This is a genomic window from Caulobacter sp. UC70_42, assembly GCF_044056025.1.
Taxonomy (GTDB): Bacteria; Pseudomonadota; Alphaproteobacteria; order Caulobacterales; family Caulobacteraceae; genus Caulobacter.
Map to the genome: position 1 here is coordinate 95,842 of NZ_CP171994.1, position 24,876 is coordinate 120,717.

The window sequence follows — 24,876 nt, forward strand, 5'->3', positions numbered from 1 at the left end:
GGGCCTCAGATCAGCGGACGAGAGGGCGCGTCATCGACCTCCTCGTCCTCGAAGGCGTCGATCAGCTCGCGGATCTCGACGCGATCGAGCTGCAGCAAACCGGCTAGCTGACCTTCGCTGAGGAGGTTCTGTCTCCAGGCCTCACGCGCCAACATGCCCAGACGCAACGACACCGGCCGGGCAGCATCGGCCTGGCGCGCGTCGGCACCCCAGGCTTCGCCGAGAACCTGGCGCGCCTGATCGTTGGTGATCCCGCCGTTGTGCTCGAACCAGTCCCAAGTCCCGACTTTGGTTAAGCTTAGTTCTTCCAAGCGACGGACCATGGCTTCGCGAGCTACGCCGAACGCGTGGGCCAAGACAATCACGTGGCGTCGGGTCAACTGAGAACTTCCGGCGGTAACGTCCCGGAACATCGCCATGACTGCGCGGGCGGGAGTCAGGAAGGCTCGGGCGAATGCGTTCGCGTATCGCTCCTCGCGACTCGTTTCGGGCGATCCGTCATAGAGAGCATCGGGTGCTCGTCGAGTAGAGACGAGGTGACCCAGTTCGTGAGCCCCGGTCTGCGCTCGGCGTTCGCGTGGATGGGCCCCGTTTAGGAGAACGCAAGGCCCGGCCGCCTCGTCATAGGCATAGAGGCCCGACACTTTGGCGGGAAGGCGTCGGACGAAAACCCTGACGCCAAGCTGAAGTTCCAGCAAGGAGACGATGTCGTAGACCGGCGCTTGGCCGATCCCCAGCCACTGACGCAGCTCTGCTGCGTCATGCTCGGCTTGCAGGACCACATCACCCGGCATCAACGGTCGCTCCGGCGGATCGTTTCGCGGCCGGCGCACGCCCAAAAGATCTTCAAGTTCCAGTTCAGCCTGCACCAAGGTGGTTAGGAGTGCGACCGCACCCTCTACGCCGTCATCCTGCTCCCCCATTCGGCGAAAGCGCGGTTTGAGGTCGACTTGGACAGCCTCCCGCCTCAGCAGGGCGTTCACTGAAATCCCATAGAGCGAGGCCAGGCGTTGTAGCTCATCCAGCTTGGCGCGACGTTGGCCCTGCTCGATCGCGACCACGGTGGTGCGCGCCACTTCCAGCGCGGCCGCAGCGGCAGCCTGGGTGACCTTCGCCGCCTCCCGAGCGATCCGTAAGCGTTCGCCGACCTCTATTGGGGAAAGTGCTTCGGTCATGCCGGGACGACCGACAGGTCCCGCACGAAGGACTCCGGCGCCAGAGAGTCCAAGAACCGGCGCCATTCGGCGGCGTGACGGGTAAGGAGTGAGCGCAAGCGCCCTTCGATCTCGACTGGATCCTGGTTCAGGACCTCGGCTGTCTCGCGAGCAACGCGACGTACGGCGCGCACCGCGCTCGGCGCGATAGCGAGGTCCGCCATGTGATCCATGTGTAGGATGCCTGCAATAGCGTGCTCCCGCATGGAGTCGGTGATCCCGATGAAGCCCTCCACAGCACCCGCCTCAAAGGTCGAGGCCGACAGGTTTTCCCAGATGTAGGCACCGGCCGGCTCTGCCAATCCGGCGGCGAACATGCTCATGCGCCGAAGCATACACGCCGCGCAGATGCCGCACTGACGACGACGTCCATCGATGGACGCGTGGCGCGACTGTTGCCAGCAGGAGCGAGTATCTGACCAGGACGGTGGGTGGGGCAGCGCCGCCGCTTCCGCCAGGGTCTCGCCCTTAGTGGACCATAGCCGCGGATATTCATAGTGGGCGGTCGAGCCAACCAGTGCTTCGAACAGGCGCTCGACCCTGGTGGTGAATAGCGGGTGGACACGGTAGTCGGGATAGATCTGGCCGCTAACGGCCATCATCGGACCGAAGGAGCCCTGCCCACTCTCGGTAACGATGATCCGGTCCACACCGGCGATCTGCGCCGCCACACCGGTCACCACGGCGAACTTGAAGCCACGAGACCGAGCTGACGATTCCTTACGCTGCGGAACCTGGACCTTGTAGGGCACGAGGGTAAACGCCGCACGGCGGCGCTCACGCTGGGGGTCGTCGACCCCCACCGAGCCCAGACGTACACGAACCAGATCGGCGCGGCCGACAGCCTGAGCGGTGATCGCGTGGACAGCCCGAGAATCTAGACCGTCGCTGTATGGCATGATGGCCTTAGCCTCAGCCGGCAGTTCGAGGCTCGCCTGGCGGATGCCCTGAGCGCTCTGCCGGCGCGCCACGAAACTAAAGGTCCAGGTATCGCCAGTGAGGAAGGTCAGCGCGCCTTCCAATGCCGATTTGACTGCTGTTGACGACCACAGCTGTACATCGTGCACAGCAACGCGGACATCGAAGGTCCGGGACCATGATACAGTCGAGCGCGCCTTGGCGGCGTCACAGTATTCCGCCGCCGCTGCGACGACGAGAAGATCAAAGAGCTCGGGACGCCACTTGGAAAAAAAGTAGGTTTCCAGCCCCTCAGTCGACAGGCGGATAGCGTCGCCTAGCGCGGCGAGTTCGGCCTCGTCACGCACCCGGACTCCCTCGTCGACGACGTCGACGAACATGGTCTCGTCGACCAGGCGGATGGCGAGGGCGGTCAAAAGCTTACTCCTTCATCAAGACCGGACCTGTCAGTTGGGACGGTCAAGTCACGGGCGGAAACTCCCGCGGCCAGGGCAGTCGCGAGGCCCTTCAGGTCCGTCGCCTGAACCGACTCGGTTAGGCGCCCGCGGATGTCCGCCGCCTTACCCTGGGAGGCTTCGCGACGGTAGTGTTCCTCGACTTGCCGCAAGCCGCGATCAGCGCGCTCCGCGATAGTCGCGGCAGCCGCCTCCTCGAACGCAGCTGCACCCCGGTAGCCGTCGCGCAAGACGTCCATCGCATTGTCCGCGAGTAGGGCTTCCATCGGATTTGTCGCCTGGACCCGCAAGCGGGCCACCTCGTGCTTTGCGATCTCGGAAATAAGTACGCCGCGATCGTCGTCCCCGAGAGCGGCGCGCATTTGACGTAGGAATGGTTGCCCGATCTCCCGCCAATCGGCCGCCAACGCGGCCGGCATGGCCTCAGCCACCTCTGCTGCACTATGTGCGGCGTTGCCGGCAACCTTCGCTAGCGCTCGCCATTTCGCGCTCATTTTCAAAGTCTTGTAAGGGCCGTCGCTCATGCAGGCATCCTCCAATGTCAGGATGAATGCTCGATTCTTCCGACAATGTCAAATGAACCGCGTTCGACGCCTGACATTGTCAGACCCATCAACCGGCTGATGGCCTGCTGCGCCTAACGATCGAAGACGAGCCAGACCGGCTGTAATTACCTCCAACAGCTCGGACCTCCGCGTCAGCGATCGTCACCCGAACGGGCCGAGACCGCGAAGCGGGCTCGGCGGCGGCCAGCGCGGCATGCCGCGTCTGGTGCCGTAGAGCGCGATCGCGCGCATTGCGCGCGAGACGCCCTACTTCTCGCTACCGGTCCTTCCGGCGAACAAGCTCTGCTTCGGTCACAGCCAAGGCGGCCGCCAACCGCTCAAGGACACGCAGGCTGATGTTGCGCTTCCCGTTCTCTATGCCGGACAAATAGGTCTGATGGATCTCGGCGACATGGGCGAGTTCGTCCTGCGGGACGCCACGCGCCTCCCGCAAGGCGCGAATATTCGCCCCTACGACCACTCGGAGATCCATGCTCCGACGGCGCATCATCCCGCCGCGATGCGGAATAGACTATAAGTAAAGTGACCACAAAAGCGTCTCGGCCCTTCGCGACCGGGCGTCCGTCAGCGCCGAATTACAAGATCGGTTTCAGGAACCCGAAGGGCTGACGCCAAGCGCTCAAGCACCTTCATGCTAAGATTTCTTTTTCCCGTCTCGACGCCTGAGAGATAGGTGGGGTGGATACCGGCCAAGTGTGCGAGTTCGTCCTGCGGAAGGCCTCTCGCCTCCCGCAGGGTGCGAACGTTCGCTCCCACCACGGCCAGAAAATCCATGGTCGGAAGGCGCACGCTCGGCGCTGGACTGTGAATAGACTATGAGTAAAGTGGAGGAATATCGTCGTGCGTTCGCGACGCTCACGCGGGCACGGCTCGATCCGGATTCCGCCCGCATCATTCGGCTTGGAATGCGGTTTATGTCTCCGCTCGATGGTCAAATCACCGCCCCTGACACCCAGCCCTCGGAAGGCGGGACGCCGCCGCTCGCCGACGCCTATCTGCGCCATCGCGACTGGCTGACGGCGCTCCTGGCGCGCCGCTATCCGCAAGACGCCGACGACATCGCCCAGGACACCTGGCTGCGGGTCCACGACTACCGGCCGCCCCGGCCCGTCCGCAGTCCCAAGTCGCTGCTGGCCCGCATCGCCCTGAACCTGGCGGCCAGCCGCTTCCGCCGGAGCGCGCGCGAGGTCCCCACCGATCCCGACCACAAGACCCTGGCCGACCAGACGATCGACGCCAGCCAGGAGCAGGCGATCCTTTTCGAACAGATGTTGCTCGCCTTACCGCCCAAGTTGCGCGATGTTTTCGCCCTGAACCATGTCAGGGGCCTCACCTATCGGGAAATCGCGCAGCTGCGCGGCATCTCGGTCAAGGCGGTGGAAAAGCGAATGACCCAGGCTATCGCCCGATGCGCCGACATGATCCGGAGCTAGGCGGATCACGTCATGATCGATGACAAGACCCAGGCCAGAAGCGCCCAGCCGGGCGGCGGGGAGCCCCGCAGCGCCGACGACAAGCGCGCGCGCGACGAGGCGGCCGCCTGGTACGCCAAGCTCAGCGCCCAACGGGTCAGCAACGCCGACCTGACGACCTTCTTCGCCTGGCGCGAAGACAGCCTCAATGACGCCGCCTACACCCGCATCGAAGCCCTGACGACGGGCGTGCGGGCCCTGGCCGACGATCCGAGACTCCAGGCCATCGCCGAGACGGCCGCGCGCCGGCCGCGCGGGATCGGCGCGCGGCTGCGAGGCCTCGGCCAAGGCCGCGGCGTCCGGACCCTCGGCGTCGGCGCGGCCCTGGCCGCGGCCGCGGTGATCGGAGCGGTGCTGCTTGGCCAGGCCGGCCAGCAGACCTATCGGACCGAGATCGGCGAGCGGCGGGCCATCAGCCTGGCCGATGGCTCGACGGTCGAACTCAACACCAACAGCCAGGTGCGCGTGCGGCTGTCCAAGGCCCAGCGCAGCCTGATCCTCGACAAGGGCCAGGCGATGTTCGTCGTCGCCCATGACGCGGGGCGTCCCTTCGTCGTCACGGCCGGCGACACGGCGGTGCGGGCCATCGGCACGCGGTTCGAGGTCTATCGGGCCGACGGTGCGGTGCGGGTGACCCTGGCCGAGGGCCGCGTCCAGGTCAGCCAGGCCGGCGCGCAAAACACGGCGCGGCCCGCGCCGGTGATCCTGTCGGCGGGACAGCGGGTCGATGTCGTCCGCGCCGCGCCGGTCAAACCGGTCGCCGTCGACGTGGCGGCGGCCACCGGCTGGACCAGCGGCCGCCTGACCTTCAAGGACGTGCCCCTGGCCGAGGCGGTGGCGGAGGTCAATCGCTACAGCCGTCGCCAGGTGGTGCTGGGTCCCGGGGCGCCGGCGGACCAGCGGGTCAATGGCGAGTTCGACGCCGGCGACACCGAGACCTTCGCCCGGGGGATGGCCGCCTTGCTGGACCTCAAGAGCGTCCCGCGCCCGGACGGCGGCGTCGAACTGACCGCCGAACGCTCCGGCCCCGCTTGACGTCATAAATCTTTCGCATCCCGGTAGGGTGTGACGCCCTCCCAGGAGTCTTACCCCCGCCGCGCCCCGGCGAGAGACCGCCATCGTGGCGGCCCCGTGCGCGCGGCGGGGGGATGTGAACGATGCGCGCTTATCGTCAAAGCCTGTTGGGGCTCAGTTGCCTGACGCTGGCCACCGGGTGGGTCGGACAAGCCCTGGCGGCCCCAAACGCCTCGGGAATGGAGGATGTCCAGGCCAACGCGCCCGCCCGGTCGAGCAAGGCCAGTCAGGCCGCCGATCCCGTGGTCGAGGTGCGCCTGGCCAAGGGACCGCTGGGCGCGGCGCTGTTCGCGCTGGGCCGCCAGACGGGAACCCAGATCCTGTTCACCAGCGAGATGGTGGCCGGCCGCAGCGGGCCGGCGGTCAGCGGACGGATGACGGCCGCGCAGGCCCTGGACCGGCTGCTGGTCGGGGTCGATCTCGAGGTCCAGCGGATGACCGGCAAGGTGTTCGTGTTGCGGGCCCGCGCCCAGCTGATCTCGACGGCCGGACCGGCGCGCGCGCAGGACACCGACGCCGACGCGCCGCCCGTCCCGCCGCTGGTCCAGGCCGCGCCGGAGGACCCGACCCTGCTGTCGGAGATCGTGGTCGGGAGCCATATCCGGGCGCCAAGGACAGCGCCTCGCCGGTGATCATCCTGGATCGCGAGAGCCTGGACCGGGCCGGCCGCACCAGCGTGGCCGACGCGCTTTCGGCCTTGCCCCAGGCGTTCGGGGGCCTGGGCAACGAGGACGCCAGCTCGACCGGCGCCGACCCGACCGGGACCAATTCCAACAAGGCCACCGGGGTGAACCTGCGGGGCCTGGGCACCGACGCCACCCTGGTGCTGGTCAATGGCCGCCGCCTGGCCGGAACAGGCCTGCGCGGCGACTTCGCCGACGTCTCGTCGATCCCGATGGCGGCGGTCGAGCGCATCGAAGTGCTGCTCGACGGGGCCTCGGCTCTCTACGGCTCGGACGCGGTCGGCGGCGTCGTCAACATCGTGCTGCGCAAGCGCTTCGAAGGCGCCGAGACCCGGGCCCTGGTCGGCGGAACGACCCAGGGCGGAGCCAGCCAGTGGTCGTTTGGCCAGACGGTCGGCCACGACTGGGACAGCGGCAATCTGGTGGTCAGCTACGAGCACAGCGCCCGTGACCGGCTCAAGGGGCGCGACCGGGACTATACCGGCCAGGCCGACCTGCGCGCCCTCGGCGGCACGGACCATCGCCGCTATTACGGCATGCCGGGCACCATCCTGCGCGCCAACGCCGCCGGGGTGCTGGTCCCGGCCTATGCGATCCCCGCCGGTCAGAACGGCACGGGGCTGACGCCGGCCAGCTTCCAGGCCGGCACGGTCAATCTGGAAAACCAGCTGGGCGCCTATGACGTGCTGCCGCGCCAACGCCTCGAACAGCCTCTATGTCGCCTTGGCTCAGGATTTGACGGCCGGCGTGTCGCTGTCGGCCGACGCGCGGGCCACGCGCCGCCGGTTCACCAACCGCAGCGTCGCCTCCAGCCCCACCCTGACGGTCAACCGCAACAACCCCTATTTCGTGTCGCCGACCGGCCAGACCTCCGAGCGCATCGCCTATTCGTTCCTCAATGAACTGGGCGGCCAGCGGGTCAACGGCGTGGCCGACACCCTGGGCCTCAGCTTCGGCGGCCAGGAACGTCTGCCGGGGACCTGGCGGCTGGACGCCTACGGCGCCTATGGCCTGGAGCAGGGCCGCTCGCGCACCGACAATCTCGTCAACACCAGCTACCTGTCCGAGGCCCTGGGGACCACCGCCAACAACGCCGCCACCCCGTTCAGCACGGCGGCCAACGGCTTCTTCAACCCGTTCATCGGCCAGGGCTCCAACCCCAGGACGGTCCTCGACTTCATCAGCGGCGGCTATCTGACGCGCAAGACGCGCGGCGAGACGGCGTCAGTCAATCTCAAGCTCGACGGCGAACTCTTCACCCTGCCGGCCGGGGCGGTCGGCCTGGCGGTCGGCGGCCAGATCCGTCGCGAGGCCCTGAAGACCGGCGGCGTCAGCCTGACCTCGGGCTTTGTCCCGACCGAGGTGGCGCGGCGCGACGTCCACCGCACGATCGATGCTGCGTTCGCCGAAGTGCGTGTGCCGATCTTCGGCGGCGGCTTCGTGCGGCCCGGGCTGCAACGGCTGGAGCTGTCGGCGGCCGTGCGGCGCGAGGACTATGGCGAGATCGCCAGCACCGACCCGAAGGTCGGGGTGATCTGGTCGCCGGCCGCGGGCCTGACGGTCAAGGCCAGCTACGGAACCTCCTTCCGGGCCCCGGCCCTGATCGAGCTGAACGAGCCGCAGATCTATGCGCCGACCACCCTGACCCGGAACGGCCAGGACACCATCGTGATGATCCTCTACGGCGGCAATCTGGACCTGCGCCCCGAGACCGCGACGTCCAAGACCCTGACCCTTGAACTGGCGCCGGCGCGCTGGCCCCGGTTCAAGGCGTCGGTCACGGGCTTCGACACCCGCTTCACCGACCGCATCGGCCAGCCCGGCTTGGACAATCTCTCCACGGTGCTGACCGCGCCGGAATTCGCCCCGTTCGTCAGCCTGGTCTCGCCGGGCAGCAACCCCGCCGATCTCGCCCGCATCCAGGCCCTGATCGACGATCCGCGCTCCCTGGCGCAAGGCATCTTCCCGGCCCAGTCCTACGCGGCGATCATCGATGGGCGCTGGGTCAACACCGGCCAGCTGCGGGTGCGCGGCTTCGACATCTCGGCGCGCTACGCCGCCCAGCTCGGCAAGGATCCGCTGGCGCTCACCGCCGACGTCACCTGGCTCGTCGACTACCAGCGCAAGATCACGCCGCAGGCCCGCGCCGTGCAGCAAGCGGGGGTCGCCGGCCAGCCCGCGGACCTGCGCCTGCGGGCCGCCGCCAGCTGGACCCACGGCGCCCTGACCACCACGGCGGCGCTCAGCCATGTCGGTGATCTGCGCACCGAGACCGGCGGCCGGATCAAGCCGTGGACCACCGCCGATCTCAACCTGACCTACGGCTTCAAGACCGGGCCGATGCGAGGCCTCTCGCTGGCCTTGAACGTCCAGAACCTGCTGGACGACGATCCGCCGTTCTACGACTCCAACCTTGGCGTCGGCTACGACCCGGCCAACGCCGATCCCCTCGGCCGCACGGTGACCCTGCAGCTGACCAAGACCTGGTAGCGGCGCGCCCGCGCCCCTGATCCCAACCCCGTCATCCGGAGTTTTCCCATGCGCCGCCTCGCGCCGCGCCTGCTCGCCTGCGCCCTTTTCGGGACCGGCGCGGCGCAGGCCACGCCGTTCACCGTCGACCAGTTGCTGAACCAGCAGCGGCTGGGAACGGTGAGCATCGACCCCTCCCAGCGCTGGCTGGTCGTCCCGACCACCGCCCCGTACCGGTCGGCGACCTCGTGGGCGCTGGAGTTCGACACGCCGATGACCATCACGCGGTTGTCGGTGGTCGACCTGCGGACCGATGGTCCGCCCCGCCCGTTGCTGGGCGAGGCCGACGGAGGCGCGGGCGATCGCCTCGGCGCCTATGGTTATACGCCGGGGCCCTTCGCGCCGTCGGGGGCGCGGATGGCGGTGATCCGGGCGCGCGGCGCCAGCCTCGAAGTCGGGATCGTCACCCTGGCGACGGGGGCGGTCATGTGGACGGGGCTTTTCCCGACTTCCGACGTCTGGGGTCGCTCCATGCAGTGGGCGGGCGAGGACCGGCTCGTCGTCCTGGCCAAGGACCCGGACGCCCCGGCGATGGGCGCGCTCACCGGCGCCCAGACGCAAGACCGCCTGATCGACAAATGGCGGGAAACGCAAAACGGCCGCCCCGGCGTGACCCTGCTCGGGGCCGGCCGCTATCTTGAGCGCACGCCCTCGGCCGCGCCGGGACGGTTGGTGGCGGTCGACGCGACCACCGGCCAGGGCCGCGTTCTGGCGCAAGGGGCGTTCATCGACCTGGAGGTAGCGCCGGGCGGGCGACGGGCGGCCATGCTCGTCGAGGCCGAGACCCTGCATCCGGATCCCTCGCGCCCGGCCTACACCACCGATCCTTACCGGCGCCGGCGGGTCGTGGTGGTCGATCTGACCAGCGGCGCGACCTGGTCGCCGTGCCCGACCTGCGAGGTCGCCACCGATCTCCTGGCCTGGTCGCCGAGCGGCCTGCAACTGCTCGTCTTCGCCAAGCCCGACGCGAGCGACTGGACGGCGGCGCGCTACTGGCGCCTGAACGCCGCGGCCCAGCGCGCGCAGCCCCTGGAGAATCCGGCCGCCCAGACCAGCGCCGCGACCACGCGCTACGGCTCTCGCGTGCCGCGCGCCGACTGGATGGGCGAGGATCCGCTGATCCTGGCGCGGGCGCCGGGCGCGTCGGCGGGACAGACCGACTGGCTGCGCTGGACGGCGGAGGGCCCCCGTCCCCTGACCCTGGGCCTGCCGCCGGGTCCGCGCACGCTGGAAGCGACGTCCTCGAACGCCATCATCGTCTCCCAGGCCGGCAAGCTCTGGCGGATCGACGGTCAGGGCCGGGCCAAGCTGCTGGGAAGCGGCGCCAGCATTCCTGGTCCCGGCGCGACGGGGGGCGAGCGCCTGGCGTTCAACAACCGCCCCGCCGTCGAGGCCCTGGCCTTGGCTTTGCCGGCCCCGGACGGCCAGGACCTCGGCCAAGTGCGCGACCATCGCCTGCGGCGCCTGGGTCTGACCACCGCGCCAGGCGAGAGCGTGCTGGCCGCGGCCGGACAGGCCGGCGCGGTGGCGAGCCTCGGCCGTGACGCGCATGGCGTCGAACGCGTGGTCCTGCGCCGCCGCGATCGTTCGCCCCAGACCGTGGCCACCTTGAACGTCCAGTTGGCGCAGGTGGATTTCGCGCGGCCGCTGGCGATCAGGCACCAGGGTCCGCGCGGCCAGGCCCTGACCAGCTGGCTCTATCTGCCGCCCGATCTGCCGACCGGCCGCAAGGCGCCGCTGGTGACGATCCCGTATCTGGGCCGCGACTATCCCGGCCCGCCGGCCAGCCAGAGCGCCCCGGCCCGGCAGGTGTTCCTCAACGCCCAGATCCTGGCGGGCGCCGGTTACGCGGTTCTGCTGCCCAGCCTGCCGATCGATCCGGATCGTGAGCCGGCCCAGGGCCTGGCCGACCAAATCCTGAACGTCGTCGATGCGGCGGCGGCCCAGGAACCGGCGATCGACGCCGGCCGCCTGGCCCTGATGGGCCACAGCTACGGGGGCTACACCGTGCTGACCGCCGCGACCCAGAGCCCGCGCTTCAAGGCCGTGGTCGCCAGCGCCTTCTCCGCCGACCTGATCGGCCACTACACCCGCAAGAGCTTGTCGGCGACGGTGCTGCCCGAGGCCGGGGTGAGCCTGATGGGCGACGCCGGCTGGGCCGAGCTGGGCCAGGGACGGATGGGCGCGCCGCCCTGGCGCGATCCGCAACGCTACCTGCGCAATAGCCCCGTCCTCTTCGCCGACAAGATCACCGCGCCGGTCATGTTGATCATGGGCGACCTCGACGGCGATCCGGCCCAGGCCCTGACCATGTTCGGGGCGCTCTTCCGGCAGGACAAGGATGCGATGCTGCTGACCTATCATGGCGAAGGCCACGTCGTGCTGACGCCCGGCAACATCGCCGACGAGTATCGCCGCGTGCTCGACTTCCTGAACGAACGGATCGGCGACGGCGCGACCAGTCCGAACGCCGGCGGCGCACCGGCTAGACCGTCGTGATCTTCCGTTCCCACGCCCGGACCCAGGCTTCGACCGTCGCGGCCAGCATCACCTCGCCCACGCAATCGCGCCAGATCATCGGCTCGCGATGCAGCAGGGGTTCGAGCCGGTCGCTGTCGATCAGGCCCTTGGCCGCCAGCCGCCCGTCGAGCAGGAACGGCCGCAGGGCAGGCAGGCTGGCGGCCAGGCTCTTGGAGAAGAACACCGTGACGTCGCCCTTGGAGCGGCGCTTCAGGCTCTCGGGCGGCAGGCGATCGGCGAAGGCCGCTCGGGCGAACGGCCGGTCGACCGCGCCGAGCGCCAGGATCGGCGCGGGGATGGAAAGGCACGCCTCGATGATCGGCTGGGCCATCAGGGGATGGATCAGGTCGGCGGCCCGGCCTCGCAGACTGTCGCCGTAGGCGGTTTGGATGTTGGTCAGGCCGCGGATCTGGATGCGCTTGGCCGGACTGACGCCGCGATGGTCAGCCACCCAGGGATGCGGCGGCGGCAAGGCCACGCCGTCGGCCAGGAAGCTCGGCGGCGGGATCCCCGGGGACAAGCGCGCCAAGGGCTGCATCGCGCGCGCCATCAATGACCACACCGTGGTGCGGGTGCGCCGGGCCAGCATGGCCAGGGACGCCGCGCGACCAGCCGGCGTGGGGCGTCCCTGGAGGATGTCGGCCGCCAGGGCCGGATGTCCCATCTGGTAGAAGACGCCGTCCCCGCCCTGTCCCGTGAACAACGCCTGCGCCCCGACCTTGCGCAACTGCTCGGCCAGGTCACGATCGAGGTCGGGGTCCTGGGCGTTGAGGCCCGGCCGACCGGCGCCGGCGGTCTGATCCAGCACGGCCCCGTCCACCGCCATCAGGCCCCGCAAACTGGTCACCAACGGAAAGCCGAAGCGATCGGCGATGCGCTGGGCCCAGGCCCGCTCGTCGCCTTCGCGCTGCGGCCAGTAGGCGTTGATCGCCGCGACCACCGGCGCGCCGCAGCGGGTGAGGCTGGCGGCGACGATCGCCGAATCCAGGCCGCCGGAGATTTCCAGCAGGATGGAGGAACGATCCTTGGCCAGGGCCGCCACGCAGGCGTCGACCAGATCGGCCAGGCCCTTGGGATCGAGCCAGGTTCGAGATGGCCGCGCGTGATCGGCCGGTCGCCACAGCCGGGTCGCCTGGCTCGCGTCCCAGCCCGCCCGCATCGTGCCGGGGCCGATGGCGACCACGCCCGCCAAGGGGCAGATCTCGCTCCAGAGATTGCCGCGGGCCAGGAGGTCGCCGACCTTGGTCCAGTCGACCGCCAGCCCCTCGGGCGCGCACGGGCCCTGAGCGGGCGGGATCGAGGCGATGAACGTCACCTCGTCGCGAACCCAGGTCAGGCAGTCCAGCGCCCCGGTCGGATCGCGCAACAGCGTGGGCGGCGCATCGCCCGCCTTGAGGATCGCCACGTAGCGCCCCCAGGCATGGCGGATCAGGAGCCGCGCGGCGTCGGCAGGCGCCACGCCGACCATCAGGTGAAGCGGGAAATCCTGCGCGCGGCCCTCGCGGGTCGCGGCGGTGTCGAAGAGGTCGCCGATCACGGCCCCGCCCTGGTTTGGCACGGCCCGGACGACCGGCGGGCGGGCGCCGCGGACGTAGACGGCGATCTCGTGGGCGCGATGGGCCAGGGTCCAGTCCCCCTCGGCCTCGATCGCGGCGCGCTTGGCCTCGGCCGCCTGGCTCGGCACGCCTCGGGGCCAGACCATGGCGAGATACTCGCCCATCAGACCGCCAGGATCGGGGTGTAGGCGATGAGGCGTTCGACATCGTCGTCCAGCGCCACCGGCCCGGACTGCAGCCAGCAGTGAGCCATGAACGGCCAGGTCCGCACGCCAATCACCCAGTCGGCGTCGAGCCCGAGGCGCCGCAGATAGCCCAGGAGCTGATAACTGCGCTTGAGGCAGGCGCCGCCGACCGGCGACCAGGGCCGCAGGACCGCGAAGACGGCGGCGGCGTCCAGCACGGCTTCATGGTGGGCGGCGTCGTGCGACGTCGCGCCGGGCTGGCGGCCGCGCCGCGCGCGCTCCAGGATCCGCGCGAAGTCGAGGCGACGGAAATCGCGCGCCGCCGCGCCGCTGGCGAGCAGGCCGGCGGCGATTTCGCGCGGGCGTGGACGGCGGGCGGCGCCGCGCAGATCGAGGGTGGGTTTGGGCGGGATCGCCCGGACCGCCAGCCTGGGCGTGTGCGTCACCAGGCCCGCCTCGATCAAGGTCTGGGCGGACGTCTCGTCGCGCGGGCTCACCGCGCCGCCGTCGTCCAACGCCACCAGCAAGCTGGCCTGGACGAGGCAGAGGTAGGCGTCGGCGGCGACATCGAGAAAGACGATGTCCTCGTCGATCGCCGCAGCATGAACATCGCGGGCCAACCACAGCGCCATCGCGGCCTCCCAGCCGATTGCCCTGTCGCGCGGCGCGGCGGCCGCGCGGCAGGACCGATCGCTCAGAACCAAGCGAGCTGGGGTTGCATCGGCTCGCGCAGGCCCTCGTCGTCGACCGAGCGGGTCAGATCGAGCGCGCCGCCGAGGCGGATCACCCGAAGGGTCGTGGTGGAGTTGGACATGGTTTTGACTTTCGCTGTGGGGCCGCATCAAAGACGCGGCGGCGTTACGGATCTCGCCGGCAGGAACGCCGACGAGGCGATGGGCGGCGCGACCGGGCGCGTCGCCGCGGCCGGGTCAGACGAAGTAGTACTGGCTGCTGCCGGCTTCCTTGATCGTGCCCTCCTCGATGGACAGGGTCAGGGCCTTGGCGGCGCCCAGGCGCAGCAGGATGAGACGGGGGGTAATGGAGGTCATGGCAGGCTCCTTTTTCGAAACGCCGCCGATCGCGGCCTCTCAAGCCAGCGCCCCGCCTGTTTGATATTCAAACGATATCCGGTCGATATTTTCCGCCCCCAGCCAGGCGGGCGATGGCGTGGGCGGCGCCCATCCGCCGACGGTGGTGTGAGCGCACCGCACTCCTCAGCGCCGCCCCGTTACCGGTCTCGAAAGCCGACACGACGCCCAGGGCCTCGGCCGACAGATCGGCGAACAGTTGGGCCTCGATCGGCTGGAATGGCGCCAGCCGTTCGGCGGTGCGCTGATAGGCCTGGGCGAGCATCAGGTCGTCTGCCCCCAGCACAATTTCGAGGAACAGCGCCTCGAGGATCGCGGCGGGGTCATGGGCGGGCTCGGCGAGATCGGCGGCGAAGCGAAAGGGCGCGCGGGGCGGCCATTGACGATGCTTGGCGCGCCGCTCGGCGTCCGGCGCCAGGGCCGCGGCCAGATAGAGCAGGCGCAGGTGGTAGAGTTCGGCCAAGGCCGGGCCGTCGAGGTGGGGCCGGGTGTAGGCCGGTCCCCCGTTTCTCGACGAGATCTTCGCCCGCCAATCGCGATAGCGCCTCGCGCACCGGTGTCGAGGACAGGCGCAGCTCCGCCGCGATCAGGTTGATGGGCAGGGCCGCGCCGGGCGCGTCCACGCCCAGGCGAAGACGACGTCGCAAAGCGCCCAGCGCCAGGCCGAAGGAGTCGCGCGATGGAGGCAAGGTCTTGGTCCGCGATGCCGCCTCGCCAGTTTCAACTCTGACGGCGACGGGTCGACCCTTCGACGCGGGCGAACACGTCGGCGAGCGCATTTCTCGGCGACTTCCAGCGTTTGACGCCGTTTTTCGACGTCGGGCCGCCCTCTGGTTCGCCGCCGAACCGCCAGTCTGCATGAACCGTGCAGGAATCCGGTACGGCCTTCCGGAAAATTCGCACGGACACGGATGAACACGCTTGGTGGTCGGCCAGGCGACATTAAATGTGGCCCAACAGCCCGGAATACGTAGGGTTGTGCTTTGACCATGGGTTCGCGTGAGGACTCATGTCTGTAGCCAGTGTCGAGTACAGCTTTGGTCAAACGCGCATCCGAGGACCTGGAGCGTCAGCGCCAGCTCCTGTCAAAGACCCTGAAACTGATCCGCGGCTTGCGCCACATGAGCGCCCGCGCGGTCGCCGACGCCATGGGCATGCCGCTGCGCAGCTATCACAGCTTCGAAGCTGGCCAGGGTCCGCTGGACATCGCCAAGATCTGGCGGTTCGGCGAGGCCACCGACAGCGATCCGGCCGGCATCATGGACACGCTGATGCTCGGCTCGCCTGACCACGCCCTGCGCAGCATGGACAATAAGATCGTCTCCATTCAATTGGCCTCGTTCCGTCGGTTCAGCGACAAGGTCGGAGACCGGATGACCCACATCGGCCCGGCCATCCTGATCGAGGCGTTCAAGCGCCCGTTCGACAGTCTCGAGGATCATCTGGACAAGCGGGACGAGAACACCGAGCGCTGGTTGGCGGAGAATCTGCCAAGGATGCTGCCACCGGACGAATAGTCCTGGCCCGCCGCTGGCGGGGAACGTCGAGGATTGGTGGGCCGCGCCAGATCGCATCGACGGCGATGTCGACCGCGTCCGGATCGACCGGCGCCCGCAAGCCCCAGTGCCCGGGCAGGGTCTCCATCGCGCCAGCTCGCAGGCGCGCATAGTCCGCGCGGTAGCGAGGATTTCGTCGCAGGAACTCCCAGGCCAGACGCGCCAGGCACAGGGCGACGCCGGCTGGTTCCACGGATTCCGGGACGAGCGGGGGCGGGACGGCGGCGACGAGGGGCTTGGCCATGGCTTTATTGAAGCGCCTGATCCGCTCGCCCCGGAATCACCGGCGCCGCGAGGCTCGGCGGTCGCGCCGGAAAATTGGCGCCGTCGTGCGGTCCGCGCCGAATTCCCGTCCACGCCTACCGGTTTCCTGCACGACGTCTACCAAAGCCGGCACAGGCCGTGCAGATCTCCCGTCAGCGCACACGATGTCCCCAGGAAAGATCCGGACAGCAGCAGCATGACCGCGCTCCCGCCTCTCCAGCCGGCGGAGCGCCAGACCTCGACGGTCTTGGGCGGATCGGTGCGGGCCGGCCGCAGGCCGCAGAGCGCGCGGTAGCCGCCCGCGACGAGATCCTCGGCGGCGCGCAGCAAGCGCTGGACGCGCATGCGCATATAGTCGGATCGGCCGCCCCAATCCTCGTGAACCCGGGCCTCCCCGAACAGCAGCATGGCGATGTCGCGCTGGCTGGCCCCCGCGCGCCGGGCGTCGTGCGCCCGAAGCATTTGAACCCAGCGCGTGGCCTTCGAGCGCGAACCTCGTCCAACCGATGACAGTCGTCCGGTGTCGCGCAACGCGATCAGCGAACGCAGGCCGTCCATCGACGCCACGCCGACGCTATAGGCGGGCAGATGGAACCGGCAACGCACGGGTCCGGCCAGGACGTCGCCGTCGGCCACGGCGAAGCGAAGACGCCGCGCGCCGTCGCTGACCATCACGTGTTGATGGCCATCCTGCGTGCGCACCACGATGACGGCCAAGTCGAGCCCGCGCAGATCGAGGGCGTCTGGATCCTCGACCATCGCCGGTGTCAGGCTCAGCACCGGCACCGAACTGTCGGCTTGCCAGCGCCAAAGCACCGTAGGAACCGGGTCGGCGCCTGGGCCTTCGCCCACGAAACAGAGACCCGGGACGACGCCGGCCAGATCCTGCGCCTCGGCCACGGCCTGTCGTCGCCCAAATTCCCAGGCCCACACCGACGGGTCGGCCGCGAGCAGGGGGGCGATAGGCCTCTTGGGACCTCCAGGGCGGCAATGGCGTCCGATCCGCCGACATGGCGACCCGCTCATCATGGCGCAGGACTAAAAGTCTGGCCAAAGGTCCAAGGGCTGTCGAGGGGCGGCCGGCGTCGGCGCCGGTTGCGCCTGGGCGGAAGCCGGGTCATTCATCGCCGGGTTGGACGGCCCCGACACGCTGTGGCGGGACCGTCCAGACGAAGACGAAGACCAGACGGAGGACGCGCATGGCGCCCGTGCTCGATCCTGAGATCGCCGACCTGGCGCCCTGGTCCGAGAGCCTGACGGACTACGACCTACAGCATCTGGTCGTCTACCTGCGCCTGCTCGACGCCCGCCGGGACGAGGCTGACTGGCGCGAAGTCGCGCTCTTGGTGCTGCACCGCGACGCCGCCCAGGATGAGGCCTCGGCCCGCGCCTGCTGGGAGACGCACTTGAAGCGGGCCGAGTGGATGACGACGACCGGCTACAAGGACCTCCTCACGGCCAAGACGGGCCAAGCCTAGTGGAGGCGCTAGGCGCCGCCCTCTGTTCGGAAGCGCGCCTTGGCCGGATAAACGACCCCCACGCCGACGTCGCTGGTTGAGGTCCGGGCGCCGAGCGCGACCCATGTCTGCAGATCCGCGATGCGGTAAACGACCCTGCCGCCGAGCTTCGAATAGGCTGGCCCCGTTCGGTAGGAGCGATGCTTTTCCATGGTCCTTGGCGAGAGGCTGACGAAGCGCGCCGCCTCCTTCGTGTAGAGCAGCCGGGGTGGCGGGAGCAGTTCATAGTGCGTGTGGGACTCGTGACTGGCGAACCGGAAGCGGCTCGTCTTGCAAGACATCTGGCGACGGCCGTTACCCTACCGGCCGCCCGCCACGATCTGACTCCGCCCGCCCTCGTATCGCCAACTCCGCTTTTCGTACGCGCTGGGCGCTATCGACATCGCCTGGTCCCGGTCTTGCCCCGGGCCGGGTTGCTTGAACGCCCCGCCGCGCCAAGGTGAAGGCCCATGAGCCCACGTGAATGGACGGCCCCGATCCGGTGGGCGCCGGCGCCGGGCGCCGGGAGCCGACCTCATGGCCGACGAGAAGTTCCTGACCACCGAGGAGGTCGCCGAGCGCTATCGCGGCGAGGTCTCGATCGGCACCCTCGAAAATTGGCGCGCCCAACGCATCGGCCCTCCCTTTGTCAAAATCGGCAAGGCCGTGCTCTATCCGATCGAGGAATTGGACGCCTGGGACCGGCGGAATCTCGTCAGCTGCGACGACGCCAAGGTCGTGGGACGCCGCCGCCTGCGATCCGATGGCGAACCCCTCCCATTTCGCTAGCATCGGGACCACCGGCCTTGAGGCGGGCCGTTCGACGAGGCTGACGGGCGGCGGCGGACGTGGTCAACGACGGCGCGTCCGCGCGCGCGGTTGATGTGGATCATTGTCTTTGCGGCGGACGGCGCTGAAGATGGTGTTTCAGATGCAGCGCTCTGGGCTTCCTGGAGCTGACACCGATCGGTCCAGAGATGCAGAACCGCGGGACGTCACTTGATCATCCGACTTCGCGCCGCGGTCTGCGAGGCTGCGCGGTCGCCTTGATCGGCCTGTGTGGGGCCTATCAGGTCTGGCTCGGGACCTATTTCAAAGGCCGCCGGTCCTTGCGGAGGACCTGCGCTTCTTCGGCGTCGGACACGACGCGCTCAGGGCCGCCCAGCCCCGCCTCGAACCATGGTTGCACCTGGTGTTCACGGTGCTCGGCGGACAGATGGCGGCCGTCGGCGTGCTCGTGATCGGCGCGAGCGTTCGGCTCGGCCACCGGAAAGCCAGCCGCAGCGAGCTTGCCCTGTTGGCCGTGGCCGGCACCCTGTCGGTCGGAACGATGGCCGCGGTGAATTTCGCCTTGGGATCGGACTTTCGCTGGCTGCTGATCATGCCGGCCGGACTGTGGCTTCTTAGTCTTGTGCTGGCGCTGGGCGGCCCGCCAGGGCCTGCATGGGCGGAGGACCGTCATGCCCGATGACAGCGGCGCCAGAGGCGATCTTGACGCGGTGCTGAACAGGGATTGCTTTTGCATCACATTGGATGGCGCCGGCCTGCGGGCGGCGATCGAGGCGCAAACGCGCGACGCGGACCTTCTCGCCGCGCTGCTGTCGGCCAGGCCCCACCTTTTCTCCCAAGGCCCGGTGTTCCTCTCCAGCCGCGACCTGTCGGCCATGGCCGATGTTGTCGCCGCCATCGAGGCGGCCGCGCAGAGCCCGGCCTATCAGGCGACGGTTCTGGAGTGGGCTCCCGACATCGCCCGTGCGGATTTGGGTCCGCGCGGCGTCTTCATGGGCTACGACTTTCACCTGGGCCCAGATGGCCCCAGGCTCATCGAGGTCAACACCAACGCCGGCGGCGCCTTCCTCAACGCCTTCCTCGCGCGGGCGCAGACCGCCTGCTGCCGTGAAGCCGAGGCGGCGTTGGGCGCGCCCCTGCTCGCCCAATTCGAGCCCGCGGTCTGGCGCATGTTCCTCACCGAATGGCGCCTGCAAGGGCGGCTAAGCCCGCCGCGGACCATCGCCCTGGTCGATGATGGCCCCCAGGACCAGTACCTCTACCCCGAGTTTCTCATCGCCCAGCGTTTCTTTGAACGGCAAGGCTTGAAGGCCTGGATCCTCGACCCGGCCCAACTGCGCTTCGCCGAGGGCGGGTTGCGGCACGAAGGGGAGACGATCGACATCGTTTATAATCGCCTGGTCGATTTCTCGCTCGAGGCCGCCGAGCATAGGGCCCTGCGGGAGGCTTATCTGGCCGGGGCGGTCGTGGTCACGCCCAATCCGCGCAACCACGCCCTGTTCGCCGACAAGCGCAACCTGGCCCTGTTGTCCGATCCGTCAGCCGCCGCGCGTTGGGGACTATCGCCGGATCAACAGAACAGCCTTACGGCCGTTCCGCCGACCACCCTGGTCACCGCCCAGAACGCCGAAGGGCTGTGGACCAGGCGCAAGGGGCTGTTCTTCAAGCCCGCCGGCGGTCATGGCGGCAAGGCGGTCTATCGCGGCGACAAGCTGACCCAGCGCGTCTGGTCGCAGATCCAGCAGGGCGGCTACATCGCCCAGGGGCTGGCCCCGCCCAGCGAGCGCCGGATCCGGATCGACGGCGAGATTCAGAGCCTGAAGCTCGACGTGCGCCTCTACACCTATCGCGGCGCGCCGCTGCTGCTCGCCGCCCGCGTCTATCAGGGCCAGACGACCAATTTTCGGACCCCCGGCGGGGGCTTCGCGCCGGTCTTCGTCCTCGATGCCTTGGACTAGCGCATCTTGGGACGCGCCGCCGCGACACTCGCCGGGCGGTCGGCTGGCGCCGAAAAGTGCTCGGCGGCGTCGCGCGCCATCCGGCCCACGCACCAGCGCGCATAGGCGGGGGCCGTCAGGAGCCCAAGCAGGCGGCCGGCTTGGCCCTTGGGAAGCGCGTAGCGGATCCAGACTCGCAGCTTCGAACCGTTGGGCGTGGGCGAGCGATCAAGGCCCATCTTGTCGGCTTAAAGGATGAGCAGGCGGGTGGCGCCGGTGGTTCGCCAGGCCTTGGGACGGTGCGGATCGCGTTTGGTCACGACCTCGTCGACCGCCAGAGAAAGGCCGATCTTAGCAATTCATGAAATCGCAAAATCCAACTATTATTCTCTATACGGGATACCAATAGCTAATTCTCAGAAAAATATCGCAACATCAATAATGCTCAGTATTGAATAACAATCTGACGGACTTTATAAGATATTTGTTGGCTTTCATGCAAAATACGAACCTGGCTAGCGCAATCACTTTCCGCCACGCTTGCCTTTAAAGTATTTCACAGCGTCAGCCGTCGTGCCGCCAAGGCACCAACGCCCGTAGAACCTCCCCAATAGCAAGCCGAGCCATCGGCGCGGCCCGGTTGGAAGATCGTAGTCGATCCAAACCGTGAGGCGAGAGCCCAAGGCTGTGGGCGTTATGTCGAACCCCATGCGATAGCCCGATAGAATGACGAGCTGTGAAGCGCCCGCCGTTTCCCACTGTTTTGAATGGGGTCGGTCCCGGGCCGTGACCACCTCGTCGACAAACAAGCGCAATCCCAAAGCCGAGCCGTCCATTCGAATATGGGAGCCCACGACCTGGCCGCGCCCTTCGTCGAAGTCGTACGACATCCGGCCGCCGGCCATCATCATGGACGACTTGGTCATATGGGCGGCCAGACGGGTCTGATCGTCGAGGTGGTCAAACACCTCGTCGGGCGTGGCGGTCAGGTCCACCGTCTGGCTTAATTGGCTGCCCATACGACCCAAGCCTTCTGCGTCCTACTTCTTCTCGCCCGCCATCTTCGCGGCGCAGGTCTTATGCATCTGCTCCATTTCGGCCTTGGTCAGGGCCTTGCCGTTTGGCCAGGTCGGAGCGCCGGTCTTGTCGCGCCCATGATCATGCGGCGCCGTGCGGTCCATGGCCTTGCCCATGACCGACTTGCACATTTCGTGCGTCGGCGCGTCGGCGGCAGCTGGACGGGTCGCGGTCTGTTGCTGCTGGGCAAAAGCCGTTCCCGAGACGGTCAGGACGAGTATCGAGGCGATAGCGAGCGCGCGCATGGCGTTCCTCCGTTGCAAGTGTGTTCCATGATGCGCGCCGCCCCGACCATCGCCTTGATCCGGATCAATGCCCAAATCCCCGCCTTGCCTAGTCTGGACGGAAAATCGGTGGAGCACGGCCGATGCCGTTGAACCTTACAAACCGCGCCCTCGCCTTGGCCGCGCTGTCGTCCGGCCTTGTTCTGTCCTTCTTCGTCCTGCGCGAACACTGGGCTCACGCCCTGGGCCTGGCGCCCTATCTGCTCCTGCTGGCCTGTCCCCTGATGCACCTGTTCCATCACGGTCATGGCGGTCATCGCCACGGCCGCGACGGACCTGCCCAGGCGCCGCCCCCAAAGCCGACGCCTGAGGGCCGCGTGGCATTGGGCGATGAACGGCTTGAGGCGTTTTGAGGGATCGGGCCGCGTCCCGCGTAGACACGTAGGACAAAGTCGCCCTTCAACAGGACCCGCCCCATGACCTATCGCGCTTTCCTCGCCACCGCCGTTCTGTCGGCCTCGATCCTGGCCGGCGGCCAGGCCAGCGCCCACGCCAAGCTGGTGGCCTCCGATCCGGCGGCAAACGCCACGGTCGCCGCGCCCAAGACCATCCGCCTGACCTTCAATGAAAAGCTCGCCCCGGCCTTCTCGAGCTTCGAGCTGGCCATGGCCGACGGCATGAAGGCGCCGGTCAAGACCAGCGTCTCGGCCGATCGCAAGACCATCACCGGCGCGCCCAAGGGCCGGCTGATGGCGGGCGCCTACAAGCTCACCTGGCACGCGGCTGCGGCCGACGACGGCCACCGCATGGACGGGACCTTGACCTTCACGGTGAAATAGACGGTGGAGACCGCGGTCGTCCTTGTTCGCTGGGTGCAATATGTGACGAGCTTCGCCCTGGCGGGCGGCGCGCTCTTCGCGCTCTACGCTCTGCCGGCCGCCGGCCCGTCCAGCGCCGCGGCGCTAGGTTGGCCGCGCCGGCTCCTGGCGGGCTGCGCCGCCCTGCTGGTCCTGGCCAGCCTTCTGGGTCTCGTGCTGCAAACCGCCGTGGTCGCCGGGTCGCTTACCGCGGCGCTGGATCCCTCGACCTTGGCCTCGGTGGTCAGCGAGATGGCGATGGGCGCGGCCTCGCTCGCGCGGGCCATGGCCGCGGTCGTGGCGCTGGCTGTGCTTATGCTCGCGCGGCCCGGCCGGGCCGCCTGGATCGCCGCGTCAGCGCTCGGCGCCGTCGCAGCGGCGAGCATGGCCTGGATGGGCCATGGCGCGGCCACCGAGGGTCCGGGCGGGGGCCTGCACCTGGCGGCCGACATCGCCCACCTGGCGGCGGCCGCCGTGTGGGTCGGCGCCCTGGTGTTCTTTCTGGGGCTGGCCGGGGTCAGTCGGCGTGACGCGCGACAGGCGCCGACCTTCCATGCCGCCCTGGCGGGTTTCTCGGGCATCGGCTCGGGCGTCGTCGCCGTGCTGGTCGCCAGCGGCCTGATCAACAGCTGGTTCCTCGTCGGGCCCATGGGCGTTGCGGCCCTGGTCCGCACGCCCTACGGGCTTCTTCTGCTTCTCAAGCTCGTTCTCTTCGGCGCCATGGTCGTGCTGGCCGCCGCCAACCGGTTTCGCCTGACCCCGGCCCTGCGCGAAGCCCTGGTCGAGCCGGCGCCGCCCAGCACGGCGGTCAAGGCGCTGCGCCGCAGTCTCGTGCTGGAACTGAGCGCGGCGATGGCGCTCGTCGCCGTGGTCGCCTGGCTAGGGCGTCTCGCGCCGATCAGCGCGCAATAGCCGCAACGTTCAGAGCACCGGTTCGTGCGCCGGCTCGGGCGTGGGGCGCCGCGCGAAGGGATCGCGCGCCCGCAACCAGTTACGCGCAGGCCGTTCGACAAGATGGTAGGCGACCATCGCGGCCAGCTGACAGGCCACGAACGCTCCTGCCCAGGCCAAGGCGATCCCGGCGCCGGACAGGTCTGGCGCCAGCCTTTCCAGAGCGTGGAAATAGACGATGTCGGCCGGAAGGTGGACCATGTAGAGGCTGTAGGAGACCTCGCCGAGATAGACGAGCGCCGGCGCCGACATCGCGCCTGGCTTCGCGGCCTTGGACGTCTCGGCCAGGCAGAAGATCAGCATAGCCAGACCCGGCCAGATATAGAGATCGCTCAGTCGCAGGTTGGCGGCGATCGCCACCCAGACCGTCGCGGCGAGCGCGCCGAATCCGGCCATGCCGGCCGGCAGGCTCAGGCTCGATCCCAAGCGATGCAGGGCCGCGCCCATCAGGAAGGCCGGGATGATCCGCAAGGCGCCGATCTGGGCGCTCATGTCGGTGAACAGCACCCCGCGCCCCTGGGCCGTCAGGAACATGGCGACGAACAGGGCGAGCACGGCGAGGACGAAGAGGCGTGGCCAACGCCTCAGCGACACCGAGGCGATGGCCGCGACCGGAAAGCCGAGGTAGGCGAACCACTCAGCCGAGATCGACCAGGAGGGGAAGTTCCATTGCACGGTGGGCGTCGTGCCCCAGGCATGCACTAGCAACAGGTGCTGGGGGAGCATGCGCGGGTCGAACGCCTGGGGATCGAAGCGGACGCCCAGCTTCAAGGCCGCGAGCCAGATGGCGATCGTCGCGGCCAGGGTGACCAGATGGACGGGATAGACGCGCCAGGCGCGCCCAAAGGAAGGAGCCGTAGTTGAACCGTCGCTCGGCCCAGGCCCGCGTATAGACGTGGCTGAGGATGAAACCCGACAGGATGAAGAAGAGGTCGACGCCGAGGTAGCCCTTGGCGGCCAGGCCAAAGCGCTCGAGACCAAGGTCCAGGTGGTTGCGGAAATGATAGACGAGCACCCACAGCGCCGCGCAGATGCGCAACGACGTGAGCGGACGGATGTCCGACGGATACATGGCCCCTCCCCCGAGGCAATGGTTGGAGCCGGCGAGCGCCGGCCCGATGGGCGCTAGAGCGCGGTCAGGCCGACGATGGTCTGGCCCCGCAGCTTGAAGCGCACCTTGGTCCCGACGCTCAGGCCCTTCAGGAGGGTCGGATCAGCGACCTTGAAGGCCATGGTCATCGGCGGCCACTTCAGCGCCGGGATCGCTTCATGGGCCAGAGTGATCTTGGCGGCCTTGGCGTCGATGGCGCGCACGACGCCGACCGCCTCGACCGGCGCGCTCGCCTCAACCGCATGCGCCGCAGGGTCCATAGCGCTCATCTGGGCGGCCGCCGGCTGGGCCAGCAGGGTCAGGGCGTTCGCAAGAGCGATGGACAGCATCTTCATGGAAGCCTCGCTAGGATCG

At 68.7% G+C, this 24,876-nt stretch carries 27 protein-coding genes and 3 pseudogenes; 12 read left to right on the forward strand and 18 right to left on the reverse strand.

All coding sequences use genetic code 11. The annotated features are described in order from the left end of the window. Positions 1-5: 5 nt before the first annotated feature. From ACHMW8_RS00685 to ACHMW8_RS00705, 5 genes are all read right to left on the reverse strand, one after another. Positions 6-1,175, reverse strand: a complete 1,170-nt coding sequence (locus ACHMW8_RS00685; RefSeq protein ID WP_066686011.1) for an XRE family transcriptional regulator — start codon at positions 1,173-1,175, stop codon at positions 6-8. Next, positions 1,172-2,548, reverse strand: coding sequence for a 7-cyano-7-deazaguanine synthase (locus ACHMW8_RS00690; RefSeq protein WP_066686007.1), 1,377 nt, complete (start codon positions 2,546-2,548; stop codon positions 1,172-1,174). Before ACHMW8_RS00690 ends, ACHMW8_RS00685 begins: the two co-directional genes overlap by 4 nt. Further along, positions 2,545-3,111, reverse strand: coding sequence for a hypothetical protein (locus ACHMW8_RS00695; RefSeq protein ID WP_066686005.1), 567 nt, complete (start codon positions 3,109-3,111; stop codon positions 2,545-2,547). The genes ACHMW8_RS00690 and ACHMW8_RS00695 overlap by 4 nt, the downstream gene beginning before the upstream one ends. A gap of 298 nt (positions 3,112-3,409) precedes the next feature. Beyond that, positions 3,410-3,640 carry a helix-turn-helix domain-containing protein gene (locus ACHMW8_RS00700; protein WP_066686015.1) on the reverse strand — a complete coding sequence of 77 codons (231 nt, stop codon included), beginning with the start codon at positions 3,638-3,640 and terminating at the stop codon, positions 3,410-3,412. A 77-nt stretch (positions 3,641-3,717) separates the two neighbouring features. After that, positions 3,718-3,927, reverse strand: coding sequence for a helix-turn-helix domain-containing protein (locus ACHMW8_RS00705; RefSeq protein ID WP_082769634.1), 210 nt, complete (start codon positions 3,925-3,927; stop codon positions 3,718-3,720). Positions 3,928-4,058: 131 nt separating this feature from the next. Here ACHMW8_RS00705 and ACHMW8_RS00710 point away from each other — a divergent pair, with 131 nt between their 5' ends. The 4 genes and pseudogenes from ACHMW8_RS00710 to ACHMW8_RS00725 all read left to right on the forward strand — a co-directional run bounded on the left by ACHMW8_RS00710 (position 4,059) and on the right by ACHMW8_RS00725 (position 11,410). Beyond that, a complete protein-coding gene (locus tag ACHMW8_RS00710) occupies positions 4,059-4,586 on the forward strand; it encodes an RNA polymerase sigma factor (protein ID WP_082769633.1) in 528 nt (175 codons plus the stop codon). A gap of 12 nt (positions 4,587-4,598) precedes the next feature. After that, positions 4,599-5,660 (forward strand): FecR family protein, encoded by a 1,062-nt coding sequence (locus ACHMW8_RS00715; RefSeq protein ID WP_066686001.1) that lies wholly within the window; start codon positions 4,599-4,601, stop codon positions 5,658-5,660. 122 nt (positions 5,661-5,782) lie between these two features. Next, positions 5,783-8,872, forward strand: a pseudogene (locus tag ACHMW8_RS00720) (TonB-dependent receptor). Between the two features lie 48 nt (positions 8,873-8,920). After that, on the forward strand, positions 8,921-11,410 hold the full coding sequence (locus tag ACHMW8_RS00725; RefSeq protein ID WP_099538413.1) for a prolyl oligopeptidase family serine peptidase: 2,490 nt from the start codon (positions 8,921-8,923) through the stop codon (positions 11,408-11,410). Here the strand turns inward: ACHMW8_RS00725 and ACHMW8_RS00730 are convergent. The 5 genes and pseudogenes from ACHMW8_RS00730 to ACHMW8_RS00750 all read right to left on the reverse strand — a co-directional run bounded on the left by ACHMW8_RS00730 (position 11,397) and on the right by ACHMW8_RS00750 (position 14,949). Beyond that, the gene (locus tag ACHMW8_RS00730; RefSeq protein WP_066685995.1) at positions 11,397-13,154 is read right to left on the reverse strand and encodes a lasso peptide isopeptide bond-forming cyclase; all 1,758 of its coding nucleotides are present in this window, start codon (positions 13,152-13,154) and stop codon (positions 11,397-11,399) included. The genes ACHMW8_RS00725 and ACHMW8_RS00730 overlap by 14 nt on opposite strands. Further along, positions 13,151-13,804, reverse strand: a complete 654-nt coding sequence (locus ACHMW8_RS00735) for a lasso peptide biosynthesis B2 protein (RefSeq protein ID WP_171012842.1) — start codon at positions 13,802-13,804, stop codon at positions 13,151-13,153. The genes ACHMW8_RS00730 and ACHMW8_RS00735 overlap by 4 nt, the downstream gene beginning before the upstream one ends. 62 nt (positions 13,805-13,866) lie before the next feature. Further along, the gene (locus tag ACHMW8_RS00740) at positions 13,867-13,986 is read right to left on the reverse strand and encodes a hypothetical protein (protein ID WP_137803582.1); all 120 of its coding nucleotides are present in this window, start codon (positions 13,984-13,986) and stop codon (positions 13,867-13,869) included. A gap of 115 nt (positions 13,987-14,101) precedes the next feature. Next, complete coding sequence (locus ACHMW8_RS00745) at positions 14,102-14,221, reverse strand: hypothetical protein (protein ID WP_082769428.1); 120 nt, start codon at positions 14,219-14,221, stop codon at positions 14,102-14,104. A gap of 67 nt (positions 14,222-14,288) precedes the next feature. Then, positions 14,289-14,949 (reverse strand): annotated as a pseudogene (locus ACHMW8_RS00750) (GntR family transcriptional regulator). Between the two features lie 348 nt (positions 14,950-15,297). Between ACHMW8_RS00750 and ACHMW8_RS00755 the strand changes: the two are divergent. After that, the gene (locus ACHMW8_RS00755; protein ID WP_395444497.1) at positions 15,298-15,777 is read left to right on the forward strand and encodes an XRE family transcriptional regulator; all 480 of its coding nucleotides are present in this window, start codon (positions 15,298-15,300) and stop codon (positions 15,775-15,777) included. Here the strand turns inward: ACHMW8_RS00755 and ACHMW8_RS00760 are convergent. Together ACHMW8_RS00760 and ACHMW8_RS00765 are read right to left on the reverse strand one after the other, a co-directional pair. Further along, positions 15,671-16,060, reverse strand: coding sequence for a transcriptional regulator domain-containing protein (locus ACHMW8_RS00760; RefSeq protein WP_365874468.1), 390 nt, complete (start codon positions 16,058-16,060; stop codon positions 15,671-15,673). The genes ACHMW8_RS00755 and ACHMW8_RS00760 overlap by 107 nt on opposite strands. A gap of 137 nt (positions 16,061-16,197) precedes the next feature. Further along, a pseudogene (locus ACHMW8_RS00765) lies at positions 16,198-17,205 on the reverse strand (DUF2285 domain-containing protein). A 74-nt stretch (positions 17,206-17,279) separates the two neighbouring features. Here ACHMW8_RS00765 and ACHMW8_RS00770 point away from each other — a divergent pair. Next, complete coding sequence (locus ACHMW8_RS00770) at positions 17,280-17,558, forward strand: DNA -binding domain-containing protein (RefSeq protein ID WP_066685885.1); 279 nt, start codon at positions 17,280-17,282, stop codon at positions 17,556-17,558. An 8-nt stretch (positions 17,559-17,566) separates the two neighbouring features. Here ACHMW8_RS00770 and ACHMW8_RS00775 read toward each other — a convergent pair whose 3' ends face one another. Further along, positions 17,567-17,878, reverse strand: a complete 312-nt coding sequence (locus tag ACHMW8_RS00775) for an AlpA family transcriptional regulator (RefSeq protein ID WP_231732078.1) — start codon at positions 17,876-17,878, stop codon at positions 17,567-17,569. Positions 17,879-18,113: 235 nt separating this feature from the next. Between ACHMW8_RS00775 and ACHMW8_RS00780 the strand changes: the two genes are divergently transcribed. The 3 genes from ACHMW8_RS00780 to ACHMW8_RS00790 all read left to right on the forward strand — a co-directional run bounded on the left by ACHMW8_RS00780 (position 18,114) and on the right by ACHMW8_RS00790 (position 20,323). Beyond that, positions 18,114-18,365 carry an AlpA family transcriptional regulator gene (locus ACHMW8_RS00780; RefSeq protein ID WP_066685884.1) on the forward strand — a complete coding sequence of 84 codons (252 nt, stop codon included), beginning with the start codon at positions 18,114-18,116 and terminating at the stop codon, positions 18,363-18,365. 394 nt (positions 18,366-18,759) lie between these two features. Then, positions 18,760-19,047, forward strand: coding sequence for a hypothetical protein (locus tag ACHMW8_RS00785; protein ID WP_137803584.1), 288 nt, complete (start codon positions 18,760-18,762; stop codon positions 19,045-19,047). Next, positions 19,037-20,323 (forward strand): hypothetical protein, encoded by a 1,287-nt coding sequence (locus ACHMW8_RS00790; RefSeq protein ID WP_066685881.1) that lies wholly within the window; start codon positions 19,037-19,039, stop codon positions 20,321-20,323. The genes ACHMW8_RS00785 and ACHMW8_RS00790 overlap by 11 nt, the downstream gene beginning before the upstream one ends. Here the strand turns inward: ACHMW8_RS00790 and ACHMW8_RS00795 are convergent. From ACHMW8_RS00795 to ACHMW8_RS00805, 3 genes are all read right to left on the reverse strand, one after another. Continuing rightward, entirely contained in the window at positions 20,320-20,541 is a 222-nt protein-coding gene (locus ACHMW8_RS00795; protein ID WP_062098090.1) for a hypothetical protein, read from the reverse strand. The two genes, ACHMW8_RS00790 and ACHMW8_RS00795, sit on opposite strands and share 4 nt — an antisense overlap. 285 nt (positions 20,542-20,826) lie before the next feature. After that, complete coding sequence (locus tag ACHMW8_RS00800; protein WP_231732076.1) at positions 20,827-21,297, reverse strand: SRPBCC family protein; 471 nt, start codon at positions 21,295-21,297, stop codon at positions 20,827-20,829. A 45-nt stretch (positions 21,298-21,342) separates the two neighbouring features. Beyond that, on the reverse strand, positions 21,343-21,624 hold the full coding sequence (locus tag ACHMW8_RS00805) for a hypothetical protein (RefSeq protein ID WP_062098094.1): 282 nt from the start codon (positions 21,622-21,624) through the stop codon (positions 21,343-21,345). Between the two features lie 122 nt (positions 21,625-21,746). On the opposite strand from ACHMW8_RS00805, the gene ACHMW8_RS00810 reads away from it, so the two are divergent. The 3 genes from ACHMW8_RS00810 to copD all read left to right on the forward strand — a co-directional run bounded on the left by ACHMW8_RS00810 (position 21,747) and on the right by copD (position 23,372). Further along, positions 21,747-22,016, forward strand: a complete 270-nt coding sequence (locus ACHMW8_RS00810; protein WP_062098096.1) for a DUF2933 domain-containing protein — start codon at positions 21,747-21,749, stop codon at positions 22,014-22,016. Positions 22,017-22,079: 63 nt separating this feature from the next. After that, on the forward strand, positions 22,080-22,442 hold the full coding sequence (copC, locus tag ACHMW8_RS00815; RefSeq protein ID WP_062098099.1) for a copper homeostasis periplasmic binding protein CopC: 363 nt from the start codon (positions 22,080-22,082) through the stop codon (positions 22,440-22,442). A 3-nt stretch (positions 22,443-22,445) separates the two neighbouring features. Continuing rightward, complete coding sequence (gene copD / locus ACHMW8_RS00820) at positions 22,446-23,372, forward strand: copper homeostasis membrane protein CopD (RefSeq protein WP_062098101.1); 927 nt, start codon at positions 22,446-22,448, stop codon at positions 23,370-23,372. A gap of 9 nt (positions 23,373-23,381) precedes the next feature. Here copD and ACHMW8_RS00825 read toward each other — a convergent pair whose 3' ends face one another. Continuing rightward, positions 23,382-24,392: an acyltransferase gene (locus ACHMW8_RS00825; protein WP_197425290.1), complete on the reverse strand. Its 1,011-nt coding sequence runs from the start codon at positions 24,390-24,392 to the stop codon at positions 23,382-23,384. Between the two features lie 144 nt (positions 24,393-24,536). Next, positions 24,537-24,857, reverse strand: coding sequence for a copper-binding protein (locus ACHMW8_RS00830; RefSeq protein WP_099538410.1), 321 nt, complete (start codon positions 24,855-24,857; stop codon positions 24,537-24,539). Positions 24,858-24,876: the final 19 nt, after the last annotated feature.

Excerpts from the sequence above, each read along its gene's own strand:
- ACHMW8_RS00685 (WP_066686011.1), bottom strand. The coding sequence starts at position 1,175 with ATGACCGAAGCACTTTCCCCAATAGAGGTCGGCGAACGCTTACGGATC.
- ACHMW8_RS00695 (WP_066686005.1), bottom strand. The coding sequence starts at position 3,111 with ATGAGCGACGGCCCTTACAAGACTTTGAAAATGAGCGCGAAATGGCGA.
- ACHMW8_RS00700 (WP_066686015.1), bottom strand. The coding sequence starts at position 3,640 with ATGCGCCGTCGGAGCATGGATCTCCGAGTGGTCGTAGGGGCGAATATT.
- ACHMW8_RS00705 (WP_082769634.1), bottom strand. The coding sequence starts at position 3,927 with ATGGATTTTCTGGCCGTGGTGGGAGCGAACGTTCGCACCCTGCGGGAG.
- ACHMW8_RS00710 (WP_082769633.1), top strand. The coding sequence starts at position 4,059 with ATGCGGTTTATGTCTCCGCTCGATGGTCAAATCACCGCCCCTGACACC.
- ACHMW8_RS00715 (WP_066686001.1), top strand. The coding sequence starts at position 4,599 with ATGATCGATGACAAGACCCAGGCCAGAAGCGCCCAGCCGGGCGGCGGG.
- ACHMW8_RS00725 (WP_099538413.1), top strand. The coding sequence starts at position 8,921 with ATGCGCCGCCTCGCGCCGCGCCTGCTCGCCTGCGCCCTTTTCGGGACC.
- ACHMW8_RS00735 (WP_171012842.1), bottom strand. The coding sequence starts at position 13,804 with ATGGCGCTGTGGTTGGCCCGCGATGTTCATGCTGCGGCGATCGACGAG.
- ACHMW8_RS00740 (WP_137803582.1), bottom strand. The coding sequence starts at position 13,986 with ATGTCCAACTCCACCACGACCCTTCGGGTGATCCGCCTCGGCGGCGCG.
- ACHMW8_RS00745 (WP_082769428.1), bottom strand. The coding sequence starts at position 14,221 with ATGACCTCCATTACCCCCCGTCTCATCCTGCTGCGCCTGGGCGCCGCC.
- ACHMW8_RS00760 (WP_365874468.1), bottom strand. The coding sequence starts at position 16,060 with ATGGCCAAGCCCCTCGTCGCCGCCGTCCCGCCCCCGCTCGTCCCGGAA.
- ACHMW8_RS00770 (WP_066685885.1), top strand. The coding sequence starts at position 17,280 with ATGGCGCCCGTGCTCGATCCTGAGATCGCCGACCTGGCGCCCTGGTCC.
- ACHMW8_RS00775 (WP_231732078.1), bottom strand. The coding sequence starts at position 17,878 with ATGTCTTGCAAGACGAGCCGCTTCCGGTTCGCCAGTCACGAGTCCCAC.
- ACHMW8_RS00780 (WP_066685884.1), top strand. The coding sequence starts at position 18,114 with ATGGCCGACGAGAAGTTCCTGACCACCGAGGAGGTCGCCGAGCGCTAT.
- ACHMW8_RS00790 (WP_066685881.1), top strand. The coding sequence starts at position 19,037 with ATGCCCGATGACAGCGGCGCCAGAGGCGATCTTGACGCGGTGCTGAAC.
- ACHMW8_RS00795 (WP_062098090.1), bottom strand. The coding sequence starts at position 20,541 with ATGGGCCTTGATCGCTCGCCCACGCCCAACGGTTCGAAGCTGCGAGTC.
- ACHMW8_RS00805 (WP_062098094.1), bottom strand. The coding sequence starts at position 21,624 with ATGCGCGCGCTCGCTATCGCCTCGATACTCGTCCTGACCGTCTCGGGA.
- ACHMW8_RS00810 (WP_062098096.1), top strand. The coding sequence starts at position 21,747 with ATGCCGTTGAACCTTACAAACCGCGCCCTCGCCTTGGCCGCGCTGTCG.
- copC (WP_062098099.1), top strand. The coding sequence starts at position 22,080 with ATGACCTATCGCGCTTTCCTCGCCACCGCCGTTCTGTCGGCCTCGATC.
- ACHMW8_RS00830 (WP_099538410.1), bottom strand. The coding sequence starts at position 24,857 with ATGAAGATGCTGTCCATCGCTCTTGCGAACGCCCTGACCCTGCTGGCC.